This is a genomic window from Arthrobacter sp. SAFR-044 (assembly GCF_059414985.1).
On the sequence record NZ_JBPFDN010000020.1, the window covers coordinates 1 to 16,296 of the forward strand.

General features: G+C 66.7%; 18 protein-coding genes. 11 read left to right on the forward strand and 7 right to left on the reverse strand.

Going from position 1 to position 16,296, the window contains the following annotated elements:
* Positions 1-291: 291 nt before the first annotated feature.
* The 4 genes from ACR65J_RS20170 to ACR65J_RS20185 are packed head-to-tail and all read right to left on the reverse strand — an operon-like array spanning position 292 to position 4,130.
* Entirely contained in the window at positions 292-1,467 is a 1,176-nt protein-coding gene (locus tag ACR65J_RS20170; protein WP_440172450.1) for an alpha-hydroxy acid oxidase, read from the reverse strand.
* A gap of 23 nt (positions 1,468-1,490) precedes the next feature.
* Positions 1,491-2,255, reverse strand: a complete 765-nt coding sequence (locus tag ACR65J_RS20175) for an amino acid ABC transporter ATP-binding protein (protein ID WP_440172452.1) — start codon at positions 2,253-2,255, stop codon at positions 1,491-1,493.
* Positions 2,252-3,211 (reverse strand): amino acid ABC transporter permease, encoded by a 960-nt coding sequence (locus ACR65J_RS20180; protein ID WP_440172454.1) that lies wholly within the window; start codon positions 3,209-3,211, stop codon positions 2,252-2,254. Before ACR65J_RS20180 ends, ACR65J_RS20175 begins: the two co-directional genes overlap by 4 nt.
* Before the next feature lie 4 nt (positions 3,212-3,215).
* Positions 3,216-4,130, reverse strand: a complete 915-nt coding sequence (locus ACR65J_RS20185; protein ID WP_440172457.1) for an ABC transporter substrate-binding protein — start codon at positions 4,128-4,130, stop codon at positions 3,216-3,218.
* Positions 4,131-4,348: 218 nt separating this feature from the next.
* On the opposite strand from ACR65J_RS20185, the gene ACR65J_RS20190 reads away from it, so the two are divergent.
* The 4 genes from ACR65J_RS20190 (at position 4,349) to ACR65J_RS20205 (ending at position 6,568) form a co-directional block, all read left to right on the forward strand.
* Entirely contained in the window at positions 4,349-5,050 is a 702-nt protein-coding gene (locus ACR65J_RS20190) for a GntR family transcriptional regulator (protein ID WP_440172459.1), read from the forward strand.
* A 137-nt stretch (positions 5,051-5,187) separates the two neighbouring features.
* Positions 5,188-5,685, forward strand: a complete 498-nt coding sequence (locus ACR65J_RS20195) for an Hpt domain-containing protein (protein WP_440172461.1) — start codon at positions 5,188-5,190, stop codon at positions 5,683-5,685.
* 359 nt (positions 5,686-6,044) lie between these two features.
* Positions 6,045-6,188: a hypothetical protein gene (locus ACR65J_RS20200; RefSeq protein ID WP_440172463.1), complete on the forward strand. Its 144-nt coding sequence runs from the start codon at positions 6,045-6,047 to the stop codon at positions 6,186-6,188.
* Between the two features lie 26 nt (positions 6,189-6,214).
* A complete protein-coding gene (locus tag ACR65J_RS20205; protein WP_440172464.1) occupies positions 6,215-6,568 on the forward strand; it encodes a hypothetical protein in 354 nt (117 codons plus the stop codon).
* Positions 6,569-6,985: 417 nt separating this feature from the next.
* Here ACR65J_RS20205 and ACR65J_RS20210 read toward each other — a convergent pair whose 3' ends face one another.
* Positions 6,986-7,717, reverse strand: a complete 732-nt coding sequence (locus ACR65J_RS20210; protein ID WP_440172467.1) for a hypothetical protein — start codon at positions 7,715-7,717, stop codon at positions 6,986-6,988.
* A 254-nt stretch (positions 7,718-7,971) separates the two neighbouring features.
* On the opposite strand from ACR65J_RS20210, the gene ACR65J_RS20215 reads away from it, so the two are divergent.
* The gene (locus ACR65J_RS20215) at positions 7,972-8,484 is read left to right on the forward strand and encodes a hemerythrin domain-containing protein (RefSeq protein ID WP_440172469.1); all 513 of its coding nucleotides are present in this window, start codon (positions 7,972-7,974) and stop codon (positions 8,482-8,484) included.
* Between the two features lie 12 nt (positions 8,485-8,496).
* Here ACR65J_RS20215 and ACR65J_RS20220 read toward each other — a convergent pair whose 3' ends face one another.
* Positions 8,497-9,411 (reverse strand): DMT family transporter, encoded by a 915-nt coding sequence (locus tag ACR65J_RS20220; protein ID WP_440172471.1) that lies wholly within the window; start codon positions 9,409-9,411, stop codon positions 8,497-8,499.
* Between the two features lie 406 nt (positions 9,412-9,817).
* Here ACR65J_RS20220 and ACR65J_RS20225 point away from each other — a divergent pair, with 406 nt between their 5' ends.
* From ACR65J_RS20225 to ACR65J_RS20240, 4 genes are all read left to right on the forward strand, one after another.
* Positions 9,818-10,069, forward strand: coding sequence for a hypothetical protein (locus ACR65J_RS20225; protein ID WP_440172473.1), 252 nt, complete (start codon positions 9,818-9,820; stop codon positions 10,067-10,069).
* Between the two features lie 272 nt (positions 10,070-10,341).
* Positions 10,342-10,491, forward strand: coding sequence for a hypothetical protein (locus ACR65J_RS20230; RefSeq protein WP_440172475.1), 150 nt, complete (start codon positions 10,342-10,344; stop codon positions 10,489-10,491).
* A gap of 8 nt (positions 10,492-10,499) precedes the next feature.
* Entirely contained in the window at positions 10,500-11,399 is a 900-nt protein-coding gene (locus tag ACR65J_RS20235; protein ID WP_440172477.1) for a diacylglycerol/lipid kinase family protein, read from the forward strand.
* Between the two features lie 38 nt (positions 11,400-11,437).
* Positions 11,438-12,256, forward strand: a complete 819-nt coding sequence (locus tag ACR65J_RS20240) for an alpha/beta fold hydrolase (RefSeq protein WP_440172479.1) — start codon at positions 11,438-11,440, stop codon at positions 12,254-12,256.
* 50 nt (positions 12,257-12,306) lie between these two features.
* On the opposite strand, the gene ACR65J_RS20245 is transcribed toward ACR65J_RS20240, so the two are convergent.
* A complete protein-coding gene (locus tag ACR65J_RS20245; protein WP_440172481.1) occupies positions 12,307-12,987 on the reverse strand; it encodes a VTT domain-containing protein in 681 nt (226 codons plus the stop codon).
* A 157-nt stretch (positions 12,988-13,144) separates the two neighbouring features.
* On the opposite strand from ACR65J_RS20245, the gene ACR65J_RS20250 reads away from it, so the two are divergent.
* On the forward strand, positions 13,145-13,804 hold the full coding sequence (locus tag ACR65J_RS20250) for a peptidoglycan-binding protein (RefSeq protein ID WP_440172483.1): 660 nt from the start codon (positions 13,145-13,147) through the stop codon (positions 13,802-13,804).
* Between the two features lie 6 nt (positions 13,805-13,810).
* The gene (locus ACR65J_RS20255) at positions 13,811-16,288 is read left to right on the forward strand and encodes a hypothetical protein (RefSeq protein ID WP_440172485.1); all 2,478 of its coding nucleotides are present in this window, start codon (positions 13,811-13,813) and stop codon (positions 16,286-16,288) included.
* Positions 16,289-16,296: the final 8 nt, after the last annotated feature.

The following is a 16,296-nucleotide window of genomic DNA, read 5'->3' on the forward strand; positions in this document are numbered from 1 at the left end:
TCACCGGGCAGTTTTACTGGCCACCAGCGGGCACATTAACTGACCGTCAGTGGGCAGAAACTAATGGCCATTGACACCCGACCTGCGCCAGAGGTAGAAGTGCATGTTGGACGTGGGCGAATCTACGATCCGCCGCTCCTTGAATCGCAACCAGCTTCGCAGATCTCGGGTACAGCCTCCGTGCGCGTTGACCGGAAAAGCTGCCCGCCGCCGTCGTACGTTCGATGCTCGCTTAACGCAAAGCGCCCGCCGCCGAACGAACGGGGCGGGCACCTTTCGTGGAGCTTTTGGTTAGACGAGCAGGCTCTCAGCCGCCGCGCGCTGGGCGTGCCCCGCAAAGATGCTGCTGTCCAGGTCCGCCACCGAGGACTTCCCCACGAAGCCCATCGCCCCCTTGAACTCCTCCTGGAGGATCCCGAACACCCGGTCCACGGCCGGCTCCCCGCCGGTGGCCAGGGCGTAGGCGAACGGACGCCCGGCCAGGGCGGCCTTGGCGCCCAGCGCGACTGCCTTGACGATGTCGTGCCCGCGGCGGATGCCGCCGTCGAGGTAGACCTCCGCGCGGCCGCCCACGGCGTCCACGATGAACGGCAGGACGTCGATGGTGGCGGGCTGGGAGTCGAACTGCCGGCCGCCGTGGTTGGAGACGAAGATGCCGTCCGCGCCCTCGTCCACGGCCCGGGCCGCGTCCTCGGCGTCCATGATGCCCTTGATCACCAGGTTCCCCTTCCACTCGGAACGGAGCCTGGCGAAGTCCTCCCAGTTGGCGCCCGGGTTCTTGTTGGACGCCATCCAGTTGTTCATCTCATCCATGCGCAGCGGCCTGCCGTTGATCTGGTAATTCCCGTACGTCATCTTCCGGCCGGTAAGCCACCGCCACAGCCAGGCCGGGCGGGTGGCGGCGTTGAAGTAGTCCGCCACCGGCGGGCGCGGCGGCATGGACAGCCCGTGGTGAAGGTCCCGTTCGCGCTTGCTGGAGGACCCGACGTCGCCCGCCACCACCAGCGTCTGCACGCCCACGGCCCGTGCCCGGCTGATGTAGCTGGCCGTTTCCGCCGGGTCCTTCCAGAAGGCGATCTGCGCCCACAGGTTGTCCGGCGCCACCTTGGCCACCTCTTCCAACGAGCAGCCGGCCCAGGCGCTGTGGATGAAGATCGAGCCCGCCCTGACCGCAGCCCTGGCAACGGCCGGGTCGGACCCCGGGTGAAAGATGGTGAGCATGCCCATGGGCGCCACCATGAGCGGCATCGCCAGGGAATGGCCCAGCACGGTGGTGGAGGTGGTCAGGCCGCGGAGGTCCACCATGGAACGCTGGCGGAGCATCAGGGCATCAAACCGGTCCTCATTGGCGCGCATGGTGGTCTCATCCAGCGCACCGCCCTCCAGATAATCCGAGATCATCCTGGGCAGCTGCTTCCGGGAAGCCCGGCGGTAGTCATCAATGCTGACAATCCATTTGTTTCTCAAGGGTCCTGCTCCAATGTGAAGGTCTAAATTACTTTCGCCAGGAATTGCTTGGTGCGTTCATGCTGCGGTTCCCGCAGGACGGTGCGGGGGTCGCCCTGCTCCACGATGCCGCCGCCGTCCATGAAGATGAGGTGGTCGCCTACTTCCCGGGCGAAGCCGATCTCATGGGTGACCACGATCATGGTCATCCCGCCGTCCGCGAGCTTGCGCATCACGTCCAGCACCTCGCCCACCAGCTCCGGGTCCAGCGCGGACGTGGGCTCGTCGAACAGCATCAGCCGCGGTTCCATGGCCAGCGCCCTGGCGATGGCAACGCGCTGCTGCTGGCCGCCGGACAGGGACGCAGGGTAGGCGTGGACCTTCTCGGACAGCCCCACCCGTTCCAGCAGGACCCGGGCCCGGTCCTGGACGGCTTTCCGGTTTTCCTTCTTCACCCTGACCGGTGCCTCGCAGATGTTCTCGAGCACCGTCATATGTGGAAAGAGGTTAAAGCTCTGGAACACCATGCCGACGTTCTCGCGCATCCTGGCCGCCTCGGCGTTGTTCTGCGCGTGCAGCCGGCCCTTCCTGATCTTCACGCCAACCGGCTGTCCCTCCACAAGGATGTACCCGCCGTCGAGCGTTTCCAGCTGGTTGATGCAGCGCAGGAACGTGGACTTGCCGGACCCGGACGGCCCGATGATGCAGGTGACGCTGCCCTTGGGGACGGTGAGGTCGATGCCTTTGAGGACCTCGAGGTCGCCGAAGCTCTTGGTGACCCCCTGTGCCTCGATCATCACGTCAGTCATGGCCGGGCCTCCTGTGGTGTGGTGGGGGAGCCGGGCGCCTTGGCCTTGCGGCGCCGGCTGCTGCGTCCTGCGGTGATGCCGCCCCGGTTGAAGTGCCGTTCAATGAAATACTGCCCCAGGCTCAGGATGCTGGTGACCAGCAGGTACCACATGCTTGCGGCGATGAGCAGCGGGATGGTCTTGAAGTTGGCGCTGTAGACCAGCTGCGCTGAGTACAGCAGCTCCGGGAAGGCCAGGACGCTGACCAGGGAGGTGGTCTTCAGCATGGAGATGGTCTGGTTGCCGGTGGGCGGAATGATGATCTTCATGGCCTGCGGCAGCACGATCCGGGACAGGATGTGGAAGCGCCGCATGCCCAGCGCCGTGGCCGCCTCCGTCTGCCCGCGGTTGACGCTCAGCAGCCCGGCGCGGACGATCTCCGACATGTAGGCACCTTCGTTCAGGCCCAGCCCCAGGATGGCCGCCATGAACGGGGTGATCAGCACGTTGGCATCCACGGAGAAGAACTCCGGCCCGAACGGCACCCCGACGGCGATCCGCGGGTAGATGGCGGCGATGAAGCCCCAGAAGAGGAGCTGGACGAACACCGGCACCCCGCGGAAGAGCCACACCAGGAAGGCGGCGGTCCCCGCGACGATGGCGTTCGGCGCGAGCCGGGCCAGCGCCAGCAAAACGCCGACGACGATTCCCACGGCCATGGAAATGGCCGTCAGTCCCAGCGTCCGCAGCAGGCCCGTGAACAGGCGCTCCGAGGTGAACCAGCCGAAGACGACGTTCCACTCGAAGCGGGGATTGGTGACCAGGGAATAGCCCACCAGGAAGACCGCGAACAGGACGATTGCCGCCGTCAGCCACAAACCTCCGTGGCGCTGGTGCGGACGGCCCATAAGCAGCTGCCGGTCCAGTCCGTCCCCGGCGGGTGCCTTGGCGTTCGGTTCCGTGGCTGTGTTGGCCATGCTGCTACTGCGCTTTGTTGAAGGCGAAGTCAGAGATTGCACCGCTGCCTACACCCCACTTGTCCAGGATCTCCTTGTACTTGCCGCTCTTGGCAAGGGATTCCATGCCGAGCTCGATGGCCTTCTCCAGGCCGGCGCCCTTCTTGAAGCCGATGCTGACGGGGGAGACGTCCTTTTCGCCGAGCAGCTCGATCTGGCCGCCCTGCTTGATGGCGTAGCCCAGCGTCGGGCCGTCGATGTAGACGGCGTCGATGCGGCCGGCGGTCAGTGCCAGGTTGGGGGCCTGCATGTCCGGGTAGGTCATGGCTTCGATGGCCGGGTTGCCGGCGTCCGTGCAGGCCTTGGACAGGGCGGGAAGTCGCTTGAGGTCCTGGAAGGAACCCTTCAGCACGCCCACCCGCTTGCCGCAGAGGGTGTCAATGGTGAGGTGCTGCGGGTTGCCCGGTGCCACGCCGATGCCGCTGCCTGACTGGTAGTAGTCCACGAAGTCGAGCACCTTCATGCGTTCGGTTGAAGGTGACATCTGGGAGATAGCCATATCGAACTTCCCGGCGGAAATGCCGGGGATGATGCCATCGAACGGGCCGCTCTTGACCTCAGTCTTCAGGCCGAGGGTCTGCCCCAGGGCCATCGCGATCTCGGGGTCCACGCCAACCGTGGTGGTCCCGTCCGGGGCCATGAAGTGCAGGGGCGGGGAGCTCTGGCTCATGGTGATGGTGAGCGTCCCCTTGTCCTTGGCTTCCTTGGGAAGTGCTGCCGCGGCGGCGTCGTCGACCTTGACGGCCTCCGCGGAGCTTGAGGGCTTGGGGGTCTCGGACTGGGCAGAGGAGGTCATGCTGGGATTGGAGCATCCGGAGAGAAGCACGCCGGCCATGGACACTGCGGCGACGCTTGCCAGCATCGATCGAAACTGAATCATCTACACGCCTTCGGAATTTGGGGGAGGAGGGGTGGTAGGAGAGCTTCCAACCTGGGTGGGCAGCCTTAGTTGTGGTACAGATCACTTTGCTGTCCGGTATCATGTACCGTACATCATGCACGATCTTCTGCAAACACCCTTTCGAGCTGACGGGGTTGTGACGGGGCGCTGCTGCTGGCTGCCCTCCGCCTTACCCTTAATTCACATAGGATTCCGAAATGAACGCCGCTTCGCCTGAAGAAGAAGTCCTGATCCCCGGCCGGCCCATGCTGGTGGACCAGGTGTTCGAAGCGATCCTGTCCCTGCTGCTGGACGACAAGATCTCCACCGGATCACCGCTGAGCATTGACGGACTGGCCAAGCGGTTCAAGGTCTCCTCCACCCCTGTGCGGGAAGCCCTGGCGCGCCTGGAGACGACAGGCATGGTGCGGCGGGAGGCCCTGCGGGGCTACAAGGTGGCGCCGGAGCCGACCGCCAGCGACATCGCGGCGCTGCTGACCTCCCGGCAGATCCTCGAGCCCGCATGCACCAGCATTGCCTGCACCAACTCGACAGAGGAACTCGTGGCGGACCTGGAAAAGTTCCACCGCGACCTGGAGGCGTCACGCCACGGCGGGGACACCTTTGCCGGATACCGGGCCTACTGGCAGGCGGACGAGAACTTCCACCGGCGCATCGTTGAGGCCACCGACAACGAGTTCCTGCTCCGGGCCTACGGCTCCATCGAAGGGCACATCCAGCGGTTCCGGTTGATGGTGCACAACGACATGAGCGGCGACCACACAGTGCAGGAGCACCAGGCCATCATCGATGCCTTCAAGGCGGGGGACTGCGCCGCGGCAACGGCCGCGATGAACAACCACATCGAGGGGATCAGGTCCCGCTCGCTGAGCCTCAAGAAGTTCGGGCAGCAGTGCTGACCCACCCGGTTTAAGCCCCCGGGAGCGAATTCGAGTACACACTACTCGTGTGCCCTTCTGCCGCGGCCGCATAACCTCGGAATCGGTTCGCAACTGGACCGACTTGCAAGGGGGAGCATGGACATGGGCGGAAAGCCGTGGGCTTTGAGGGGCCCGCATCAAAAGCATCACGACGGCGGCTGGTGCTGCCCGCCGTCGGGCTGCGGAGAGTTTGCTGGCCGGCTGGCCTGGAGCCGTCCGTGATCCAGGACGGCGGCCCTGCACTGCCTCTGCTGGATGCCTCCGTGCTGGCGCGGCTGCGCGCCGAAACCGAGGATGACGACGGAATTTGGAGGCTCTTCGTCCGGAACTTCATCGATCAGATGCAGCCCAGGATCGAGAAGCTCCGCAGCACGCTGACCAGCGGTGACGCCACGTGCGCGCTGACAGCCATTCTGAGCCTCCGGACCTCTGCCCAGATGGTGGGGGCCCGGCTGCTGGCCGACTTGTCCCTGGAACTGGAACACGCAGTGCGCGGCGCTGCGGCCGGCCCGGACCCGGCCACCGTGCTGCCGAGCCTTGCTGCACAATACCTGCGCAGGATCGTGCACTCCGGCCAACGGACCAGGGAGCACTTGGAGGCGGCCCTCGCGTAGCCTTTTCAAGACTCTTCCGGGGCGGTACACCCACCGTCGAGAGGCGCCGCCGGCAGGTATCCGGGCGGTAAAAATCAGGTATCAGTTACTGGTCAAATTTGCCTGGCGGGCGCCTAGCCTGCATCCATGCTGAAGACCGTGTTTGGGATATTCCGATCCGCTCCAAAATGCAGGTTTTGCGGCGGCCCGCTACCGCCTACTCCGACTGCGGAATTTTGTTGCCGCGACTGCTTTGACCATTACCAGCACCTGGAAAAAACGGCCGGCCCCGACCGCTAGCTTGGTCTTTGCGCGGCCGGCCTCTTAACAAAGCACCCGTCTTGAGCGAACGTTGAGGTTGCCTTCCTAATCTGTGGCCCATGGGTAAATACAGGGGAAGCTACGATGTCCGCTATTCACGCCGGGAACTGCGGCGGCGGCGGTTGCATACGCTGTCCTACGTCGGGTTGGCGCTCCTGGCCGTGGCCACCGTTGCGGTGGTGCTCATGGCCATCGGGCGCTGACCGGCTGCTGCGATTATGCTCGAACCATGGCGATGCATGATTCTCCGTCGAAGCCCATGACTGCCGTGAATCGAGGGCTGTGGCGGCGACGGATGTGGATGTGGATCGTTGCCGCGGGTTTGGACGTGTACATCCTGGGCTTCGTCATAGGACTCCAGCCCTCGGGTCCCCTCTGCGGCAGCCCGCTGCTGCGGGAAAGCCATGCGGCTGAACTGATAGGCCTCCAGAAGGCCGGAATCGGGGCGGCGGCCGTGTGCTACAAGAACATCGATGCCGATTCCGTCCCTGTCTGGAGCCTCATGGCACTGGGCGTCTTTTTGGTTATCGCCGGAGTTGCCGTCCGGATCGTCATCATCCGGCGTTCCGCACGCGTTGAGTGAGCCCACGGGGCAGGCGTAGCAGCGCGCCCGGGGCGCGAAGGGTGGGGAGTGCGGCGGAGGAAACAGCGGCGTAAAAAATTCGTCAAGGTTTCCGTCCTGAAGCCCGGATCCCGGCCGGCCCGGCCTGCCCCGGGGGTACCTTGGATGCAGTGCCGCCGCCTCATCATCCCCCAAGTTTGAGGCGGCGGCACTTTTCTTAACTCCGCCGGCTTAACTCTGCGGGCGCGGACCGGCCGTGCCCACCCTGGGCGGGGCCCGCCGTCGTACGTCCTGGCGCGCCTAAGCCGCCGGGGGAGCTGGTGCGCGTTGGCCCGGACCTGGCGTTGACCTGCGTCCCGTTCCCGGACCAACGAGCCCACCCGCTCCCGCTCGCCGACCTGGACCCATCCGCGGCGGCGTCGCAAACGTCCTGACGCTCTAAGTGCTGGGCGTTGCCGCCTTTTTCTGCAGCGCCTCGGCCATCTTCTGCACCTTGGCGCCGTAGCCGCCGTTCAGCGCGGTGTCCTTGATCTTGTTCGCCTGGGCGTCCAGGTCCGCGGGGGCCGCATTCTTGAGTGTGGTCAGATCAGTCTGGAGGTTCGCAGGGAGCTTGGCGAACAGCTTCGGGTGGGCGATGAGCTGGTCGGCCACCTTCTGGAGCCCGGCGCCCGGGTTGCCCGAGCTGAACGCGGTGCGCAGCTCCTGGCGAAGGCCGGCGATTCCGGTAACTGTCTTTTCCAGCGCTTCGGCGCGCTTCTGGACCTCGGCGCCGTAGCCGCCGGAAAGGGCGGTGGTCTTGATCTTGTAGGCGTCCTTTACCCGGTCCGCCGGGGCGGCGTCCTTGAGCGTGGTCACGTCCGCCTGGAGGGCGGCGGGCAGCTTGGCGAACAGCTGCGGGTGGTTGACCAGGGCTTCGGCTGCCTTCGCGGCACGGTCGCCGGCCGCCTGCGGACTGTCAGCGTTAATACCCAGGAACGCCTGCAGCCCGCCGGCACCCTTCGCCTCCTTGGCCTGGCCCGCAGCCGCGGGGGACGCGGTTGAGGTGGGGGTGGAACTGGGCGAAGCAGACGCCGCGCCCACGCCGGCAACGGCCATGGCGCCGGCAGCCAGGAGCGCTGCGGCTCCGACGCCGATGCAGGTTTTCATTGACGGGATTGCTGGGTTCACCACGGTGTGTCCTTCCGAATTTGCGCGTGCGTCCGCGCTCAACGGCGTGGACCGGCACGGGATCACTGTAGGAGCCGATGCTGGGGAAACGCTGAATGCCGCAGCTGCCCGGCGGATTCTTGTCACCGTCTCAGGTGATGAGGTACCCACCGGTTGTGGGAATCTGGTGGGAAACCTGCCCTTGCAGCTTGTGGTGGTGGAAGACGGGCCGGTGGGGGTAAGGGTTAGGGCGTACACACCCTGCCGAGAGGACCACCATGGACATCGTTGAAGTGATTTTGAACGACCACCACGAGCAGCGGCGCCTGTTCGCCCTGCTCGATGAAATGCATGCCAGCGAAACATCGAGCCTGGAAGCGGTGTGGAAGCGGATGCGCATCCTGCTGGAGGTCCATGCCAAGGCAGAAGAGGAACTTTTTTACCCGGAGCTGCTGGAACTGGGGAAGGGGGCAGGCGGAAAGGACTCCGCCGCTGACGAGACCACCGACGCCATCCACGACCACAACGAAATCCGGGACGCCATCAGTGACGTCTCCCGGCACCAGACGGGGACAGCCGACTGGTGGGAGGCGGTGGCGAAGCTCAACGAAGCCAACGGCGACCACATGGCTGAAGAGGAACGTGAGGGCCTGACCGACTTCCGGCAGCACGCCTCCCTGGAACTGCGGCACCGCCTGGGCCTGGCGTTCAGTATTTTCGAATCTGAGCACGCCGGCGGGATTGAGCCGGAGGACGTCAGCCCCGAGGAATACGTCCGCGAGCACGAATAGAGCCCTGGGTGGTTACCGCTTGATCCCCGGTTCGGCCGGTTTCTTGACGGTGGCCAGCAAAATGACACCGGCGATGGCGATGGCTCCGGACACGAGAAACAGGACAATCGCCAGCGGCGGTGCCGCATCCGCCTCGCCCAGGATGGTGATGCCGATGGCGACGGCCACCAGCGGGTCGATGACGGTCAGGCCCGCGACCACGAGTTCGGGCGTTCCCCGGCTGTGCGCGTTCTGGACCAGGAAACTGCCGGCCAGCCCGGCAATGACCAGCCCCGCCAGGCAGGTCAGGGACAGCCATTCGAAGTCGCCCTGGAACAGGCGGCCGATCACGGTCTTGGCCAGCGCCGCGACGAACCCGAACAGGATCCCGGCGCCGGCGGTGAAGACCACCGCGTGCGAGCGGTGCCGCCACATCAGATAGGCCGCGGCCACGCAGGCCAGGACCACGGCGAGGACGATCAGGATGGTGACCAGGTGCTGGTCGCTGATCTCCACGTCCTCCGCGGACAGCGCAGCAACGGCCACGAAGACCGCCACCCCTCCAACACAAAGCGCGACGGCGGTAAGGGCCCGGCGTCCGGGCCGCCTGCGGTTCATTCGGGCGGTGGCGAGGGTGGTCACCACCAGTGCCACGGCGCCGATGGGCTGCACCACGATCAGGGGCGAGAACCGGAGGCTGGTGAGCTGGAGCAGAATGGCAGCGCCCAGCATCGCCGTCCCGGCCAGCCATGCCGGTGTCCGGATCAGGGCGTGAAGGCGTCCACCGCCCATGCTGCCGGCCGCGCGTCCGGATGCAGCCGGCTGGTCTCCCACGGCCCGGTGCTGGAACAGTGTTCCCAGGGCGAGCAGGACCGCCCCGACGGCGGCGATGGGAATCCCCAGCCAGTGGTAGGACGTCAGTGCTGAGACAGCCGCGGCCTGGATCATGATCAGACCTTACCCACGCCGCGCCCGCTTATCTTCCCATCGAGGCGAGGTTCCAAAGCCGTGTGTCGTTCCCGGCTGGAGCATGGTGTTGTGCTGGGGCCCGTGGCCTTCGCGACGTTTGCTAAGTGCAGGGGCCTGCCCGTAAAGTCTACAGTGTAGAGAAGTTGTTGACTTGGTTTCAGTAAAGGGATCAGCGTTTGCAAGGCCGCCATGGCTGCTCGCACCCTTACCTAGGAGAACCAGACGTCCACGCACGCGGACCTTCTCACCCCATTCCAACTTTGATCCACCCTGCCGGGCCCTCTCGAGGCTGCCGGCAGCCGCCCCGGGACCCCGTGCAAGGCCCTGGGCTTGAAACCGCTGTAGCCGAACGGCGAACAACTGCACCTCGTTGAAAAGAGCCACTATGGCGCACTCGCAGTTTGACCAGTTCCTCCAAGAATCCACCTGCCCGGACCACGAGTCCGGACGCACCCTGGACAACGACACCCTGTACGGGCTCTATACCAGCTGGTGCCAGCTGTCCCAGCGGGAGCCCCAGGCCGAGCACATTTTCTGGGCCGCGATGAGTCAGCGCGTCAACCCCGACCAATGCCTGCGCATGACGGGACCGGCAGCTGCCGACTACATCATCTGCAGCTACCGGGCCCTGGTGTGACCCTTCACCCCTCCCAAGCCTCGAACAGCTACATCCCCCGCCACGCCCTCCAGCCACGCGGGAAACATCCCTGGTGTGCACACTGCGACACCGACTTCCACCTGTCCGTTGACTCGCCGGCCGTCCCGAACCTCCGCGCATCAACCATCTCCGTGGCTGTGCACTGTTCCCGGTGCCGCCGCTCGAGGGTGCTGGAAACCACGGCAGAGCACGTGGCAGCCCTTCCCTCCCATATCCCCAGTCCCCGTGAATCCCCCAGGAGTACTCCACACGTGATGAACAACAGCTGCACTGCACCCGCCCCCGCCGCCCACGAACCCCGCACCGCCGTCGAGCATTTCGACCTCACCCCGGCCGGACTGTCTGACGCGCCGGCCCAGCAGCAGGACCTGGACAGCCTGGTCCACACCGGCAACAGCTAGGAACCGCCATGAGCACACCGCGGACGTTCCGCTCCATCGCCATCATTTTCAATCGCAACAGCACCGGTGACGCCCCCGCGCTGGCCGGGGAGCTCCGGACCAGCCTCACCGCCCTGCTTCCCTACACGGCGGACATCAGGCTTCAACCCACCAACCACGCCGGGCATGCCGTGCAGTTGGCCCGCGAGGCCGCTGCCGCCGGCGGGGACATACTGGTGGTCTCGGTCAGCGGAGACGGCGGCTACAACGAAGTGGTGAACGGCGTCATGCAGGCCGGGAACCCGGACGCCGTCTGCGCCGTCATGGCCGCGGGCAACGCCAACGACCACCGGCGCACCACCGGCACGGCACCCCTTGAACAGGCCATCGCCGCCGGAAAGGTCCGGCGCATGGACCTGCTGCGCATCACCACAGGGGAGCCCGGGGACGCCCCGCACGAGTACGCCCACTCCTACATCGGCTTCGGGCTGACCCCGGTGATGGCCATCGGCCTGGAAAAGGGCAGCAAGGGCGCGCTGAAGGAGACCTTCTCCGTGGTGCGCACCTTCTCCAAGTTCAAGCCGTTCGAAATCCTGCACACCGGCGGCAAGCGGCAGAAGTTCGACAGCCTGGTCCTGGCCAACATCGCCCAGATGGCCAAGTACGCCACCCTGAGCGAGGCCGACGGCAAGCTGGCGGACGGCAAGTTCGAAGTGGTGATCTTCCCCCACAGGTCCAAGTTGCGGATTCTGCTGACCGCACTCCGGGCGGCCACCAAGGGACTGGGGGACCAGCCCAGCGTCAGCAGCTACGGGTTCACCACGCTCAAGCCCATCCCGTACCAGATCGACGGTGAGGTGAGGTCGGTCGACGCCGACACGCTGGTCACCGTCCATAGCGCACCTGCCGCGCTGGCCACTTTAGGGTAGTGAATCGCATGAAGGATTTGGATTGAAAGGGACTACCGGTGCACGCCGCAGACGACCAAACACCCCGCGCTGAACCGGCGCGTCCCCGGCTGCGGCTGCCCCGCACGCGCCGCCCCACGCCCCGGGTGGTCACCAGCGGCGGACTGACCTCCCACGTGCATTTCCTGGCCGGTCCCGCAGCTTCCACTGGCCCGGCTTTTGTGCTGCTGCACGGCATCGGCATGTCCCACCGCTATTACCGGCGGCTGCAGCTTCTGCTGGCCGGCCATGGTGACACGTACGCCTTGGACCTTCCCGGCTTTGGCGGCACCCCCACCCCTGACCGCCAGCTGACCGTGGCCGAGTACGCGGTGCATGCGGCCCGGGTCCTGGAAAAGATGGGGGCAGGCCGCGTTGTGGCGGTGGGGCAGTCCATGGGGACGCAGTTCGCCGCCGAACTGGCAGTCCAGCGGCCGGACCTGGTGTCCCACGTGGCGCTGCTGGGCCCGGTGGTGGACCCGTCCCGTCGGACCGTCCTCCAGCAGTCCCTGGCCCTGGGCCTGGACTGCCTCAAGGAGAGCCCGCTGGCGAATGCGGTGGTGGTCACCGACTACGCCCGTTCCGGGCTGCGCTGGTACCTCACCGAACTGCCGGTCATGATGGACTACAACCTCGACGCCCGGCTGGCCATGGTGAGCCAGCCTGTCACCGTGATCCGCGGCTCCCGCGACCCCATCGCGCCGCGGGACTGGTGCGAGAAGCTGGCAGCCACCGCGCCCAACGGACGCTTCCTGGAGATTCCCGGCAAGCCGCACCTGGTCCAGCATGGCGGAGCGGCCGGCACCGCGGCGGAGATCCTCCGGCTCGCCGGGGAGTAGGGGCGGCGCGGCGGCCGCGTGCCACCGGGATGCAGGGGAGTGGATTCCCCTTACTGGCTGCGCTTCCGCCGCCGGTTTTTGAGCAGCTCGATGCCCACCGGGACGAATGAGACCAGGACGATCCCAACGAAAATCAGGTCGATGTTTTCCCCGATCCAGGCATACCGGCCAAGCCAGAAACCCAGGAAGGTGACGCCGACGCCCCACAGCAGGGCGCCTACCGCGTTGTAGGCAAGGAAGGCGCGGTAACTCATCTTTCCCACGCCTGCGGTGACGGGAAGGAAGGTGCGCACGATTGGCACGAAGCGGGCCAGGACCACGGACCGGCGGCCGTATTTGAGGAAGAAGCTGTGGGCCTTGTCAGCGTATTCACCACGCAGGAGCCGGGAGCCGGGGCGGTTGAAGACGGCCGGCCCTGCTTTCCTGCCGATGAGGTAGCCGGTTTGGTCTCCGCCGAGCGCTGCAAGAAACGCAGCGCCCGCCAAGACCGCGATGGGGACGTGGATGGTTCCCGTTGCCGCCAGCAGGCCTGACGTGAACAACAGGGAGTCACCGGGCAGGAAGAACCCCACCAACAGGCCCGTCTCCACGAAAAGGAAGGCGCAGACGAGCAGGACCAGCCAGGGGGCCAGGGCCGGGTCACGGAGGAACTGGTTCGGATCCATCCATCCGGGCAGCAGGCCTGTTACCTGGACGGCGGCGGCGGAAGCGGCCGGAATGAAGGGGTGCATGCGCCTAACTTATGCCACCAACCTTGGCGCCAGCCTGCGCTGCCCCGAATAGCTTCGCAAAACAACTAATCATGCTTACTATTGTGGAGCGTGGGCTGCCCGCTGGGGGCAGAGCACCCGCGCCGCACCGGAGGTCTCTCAAAGCATGGACAACGAAATGCGTCCCCTTACTGATGAAGAACTGATGTCCGAACAGGCCACCGCCCTGCCGGACAAGGAAGTGGCGTCCGTCCTGGACCTGAACGCGGACCTGGACCTGGGCATCAACGCCGCGGCACCCATCGACCTCGCCGTCGCCGCCAACGCCAACGTGGCCGCGCCCATCGATGCCGCCGCCTCGGCCAACATCCTCTCCTTCGGCTCCGACGCGCAGGCACTGTCCAGCCAGGACGCCGCCATCGACCAGGGCATCACCGCAGACGCGAACGCCGACTCCACGCAGGACAGCGTGATCGGCCAGGCCGACGGCACCACTGACGCGGGCACCGCCGACGCCGGCACCACGGACGGATCCACGGGCACCGTCGCAGATCCCACCAGCACCGGTGGGCTCACCGATGCAGCGGGCGCCCTGAACGGCAACCTGCTCAACGTCGACGTCAACCTCGACGCCGACGCCGCCATTGCCGCCCCCATCAACGGTGCCGTGGCCGCGAACGCCAACGTGGCTGCTCCCATCGACGCCGCCGTGGCCGCGAATATCGGCTCCATCGACAGCCAGGCCTACGCCATCTCGGACCAGAGCGCCACCATCTCGCAGCACATCGACGGCGAGGCCAATGCCACCGCCGGCCAGCAGTCCGACCTGCAGCAGTAAGCCCAGATGACCCAGACCCATGGCGGCCCGCCTTCCCAGGCGGGCCAGCCGTCGTCGTACCCTGACCTTGCCCATGTTCCGCCGGGCGAAGTCCCGCCGGGCCAAATTACGACGGCGGGTGCCCACCTTCCTGCCTTGGCCGACGGCGTGCAGCTGCTCGGCACAGCGGAGGGCTCCGGCTACCGGGAGCCGCCGTCCCTGGTGCGCCGCGCCGACGGCCAGACCCTGCAGCTGACCCGGCTCCTGTACTTGGTGCTGGAGGCCGCCGACGGCACACGGAATCTGGACGCCATCGCCCGGCATGCCAGCGAGGGCTCCGGGCGGCTGGTCAGCGCTGACAACGTCCGCACGCTGATGGACTCCCAGCTGCTGCCGATGGGCCTGCTCCGGCTGGCCGACGGCAGCCAGCCCGAGGTCAGGAAGGCCAACCCGCTGCTGGGCCTGCGGTTCCGCTACATCGTCTCCGATCCCGAGCGCACGCGCAGGATCACGGCACCGTTCGCAGTGCTGTTCAACCCGCTGATCGTGGTGGCCGTGACGGCCGCGTTCCTTGCCGCCTGCTGGTGGGTGCTCATGGTCAAGGGCCTGGGCTCCGCCACGCACGAGGCCTTCGAACAGCCTGCCCTCCTGCTGCTGATCCTCGCCGTCACCATCCTCTCCGCGGGCTTCCACGAATTCGGCCATGCCGCCGCCACGCGCAAGGGCGGCGCGACTCCCGGGGCCATGGGTGCCGGGCTGTACCTGCTGTGGCCCGCGTTCTTTACGGACGTCACGGACTCCTACCGGCTGGGCCGCGGCGGCAGGATCCGCACGGATCTGGGCGGGCTGTACTTTAACGCGATCGTGGCGGTGGCCATCATGGGCCTGTGGTGGGCCACCGGCTTCGACGCGCTCCTGCTGGTGGTGGTCACGCAGATCCTGCAGATGGTCCGCCAGCTGATCCCGCTGGTGAAGTACGACGGCTACCACATCCTGGCCGACGCCACCGGGGTGCCGGACCTGTTCCAGCGGATCAAGCCCACCCTCCTGGGAATCCTTCCGTGGCGGTGGGGAAACCCGGAAAGCAAGGTGCTGAAGCCGTGGGCGCGGGCCGTGGTCACCGCCTGGGTCCTGGTCACGGTGCCGGTGCTGCTGTTCAGCATGGTGATGATGGTGCTGTCCCTGCCGCGGCTGCTGGCCACGGGGTGGGCGAGTGTGGTCAAGCAGCAGGAAGCGCTGGCGGCAAGCCTTGCCTCCGGAGATGTCCTGGGCGTGGCGGTGCGGGCGCTGGCCATTGTGGTGGTGGCCGTGCCGGTGCTGGGCGTGCTGTACATCGTGGTGCGGCTGCTGCGGCAACTGGTGACCGGTTTGTGGCAGAAGACGCGCGGCAAGCTTGCCCAGCGGTTGGTGGCCATGGGCGCTGTAGGGGTACTGCTGGCGGGACTCGCCTGGGCATGGTGGCCCGACGGCGGGACATACCGTCCGGTGCAGGCCTACGAACGCGGGACGCTGGGCGACGCCACGCGGGCGATCCTTCCCGCGGGCAACAACGACGGCGGGGCGTTGCGGCAGGGCGCTGCCGGACGCACCGTTGCGCTGTGGCCTGCCGGCACCGCCAAGCCGACGCGGGACAATCCGCAGCTGAGCATGGTGCTGGTGCCGGTGGCTGCCTCGGCTTCCGGGACGCCGCCTGCCGGTGGCGCTTCCTCCGCTGCGGCGCCGGTGGCACCGTCCTGGGTGTTCCCGTTCGACCGGCCGGCGGCTCCCGAGGGCGACGGAAACCAGGCGCTCGCCGTCAACACCACCGACGGGTCCGTCCAGTACAGCGTGGCGTTCGCCCTGGTGTGGGCCGAGGACGGCCAGCCCGTCACCACCACCAACGAGGCCTATGCCTTCGCCAACTGTTCGGGCTGCGCGGCGGTGGCTGTGGGGTTCCAGGTGGTCCTGGTGGTGGGGCAGACGGACGTGATCGTGCCGCAGAACCTGTCCGCGGCCGCCAACTACAACTGCCTGGACTGCCTCACCTACGCCCTGGCCAGCCAGCTGGTCCTGACCCTCGACGGGCCGCTGGACGGGGACAGCAAGCAGCAGCTCGAGGCATTGTGGGCACGGATCGCCGAGTACGGCCGGCACCTCCAGGACGTTCCGCTCTCTGAGATCCAGGCAACGCTCAACGGGTTCAAGGAGCAGATCACGGCCATCGTCAAGGGTGCGTCGGTTGCCGGGGGTACCTCCGGCGCAACGTCGCCCGCGACAGCCGGCGCCAGTGAGGGTACGGTCCCTGCTCCTGCCTCATCGCCTGCTTCGGGCGGCTCCACCGCTCCAGCAACGGCACCCGCCGGAACCTATGCACCCGCCCCTGCCGCGACTGAGGTGCCCACGGCGCCGGCCGGACAATATGGGGGAGGCGGGCAGCCGACGTCGTCCGTTGACTACCCCACAACGGAACCCACCGTGGATCCCGGCGCCGGCGCGACGGCCCAGCCCACGTCCGGCACGGGCTGACCGCCCCA

Excerpts from the sequence above, each read along its gene's own strand:
- ACR65J_RS20175 (WP_440172452.1), bottom strand. The coding sequence starts at position 2,255 with ATGACTGACGTGATGATCGAGGCACAGGGGGTCACCAAGAGCTTCGGC.
- ACR65J_RS20180 (WP_440172454.1), bottom strand. The coding sequence starts at position 3,211 with ATGGCCAACACAGCCACGGAACCGAACGCCAAGGCACCCGCCGGGGAC.
- ACR65J_RS20185 (WP_440172457.1), bottom strand. The coding sequence starts at position 4,130 with ATGATTCAGTTTCGATCGATGCTGGCAAGCGTCGCCGCAGTGTCCATG.
- ACR65J_RS20190 (WP_440172459.1), top strand. The coding sequence starts at position 4,349 with ATGAACGCCGCTTCGCCTGAAGAAGAAGTCCTGATCCCCGGCCGGCCC.
- ACR65J_RS20200 (WP_440172463.1), top strand. The coding sequence starts at position 6,045 with ATGGGTAAATACAGGGGAAGCTACGATGTCCGCTATTCACGCCGGGAA.
- ACR65J_RS20205 (WP_440172464.1), top strand. The coding sequence starts at position 6,215 with ATGGCGATGCATGATTCTCCGTCGAAGCCCATGACTGCCGTGAATCGA.
- ACR65J_RS20215 (WP_440172469.1), top strand. The coding sequence starts at position 7,972 with ATGGACATCGTTGAAGTGATTTTGAACGACCACCACGAGCAGCGGCGC.
- ACR65J_RS20220 (WP_440172471.1), bottom strand. The coding sequence starts at position 9,411 with ATGATCCAGGCCGCGGCTGTCTCAGCACTGACGTCCTACCACTGGCTG.
- ACR65J_RS20225 (WP_440172473.1), top strand. The coding sequence starts at position 9,818 with ATGGCGCACTCGCAGTTTGACCAGTTCCTCCAAGAATCCACCTGCCCG.
- ACR65J_RS20235 (WP_440172477.1), top strand. The coding sequence starts at position 10,500 with ATGAGCACACCGCGGACGTTCCGCTCCATCGCCATCATTTTCAATCGC.
- ACR65J_RS20245 (WP_440172481.1), bottom strand. The coding sequence starts at position 12,987 with ATGCACCCCTTCATTCCGGCCGCTTCCGCCGCCGCCGTCCAGGTAACA.
- ACR65J_RS20250 (WP_440172483.1), top strand. The coding sequence starts at position 13,145 with ATGCGTCCCCTTACTGATGAAGAACTGATGTCCGAACAGGCCACCGCC.
- ACR65J_RS20255 (WP_440172485.1), top strand. The coding sequence starts at position 13,811 with ATGACCCAGACCCATGGCGGCCCGCCTTCCCAGGCGGGCCAGCCGTCG.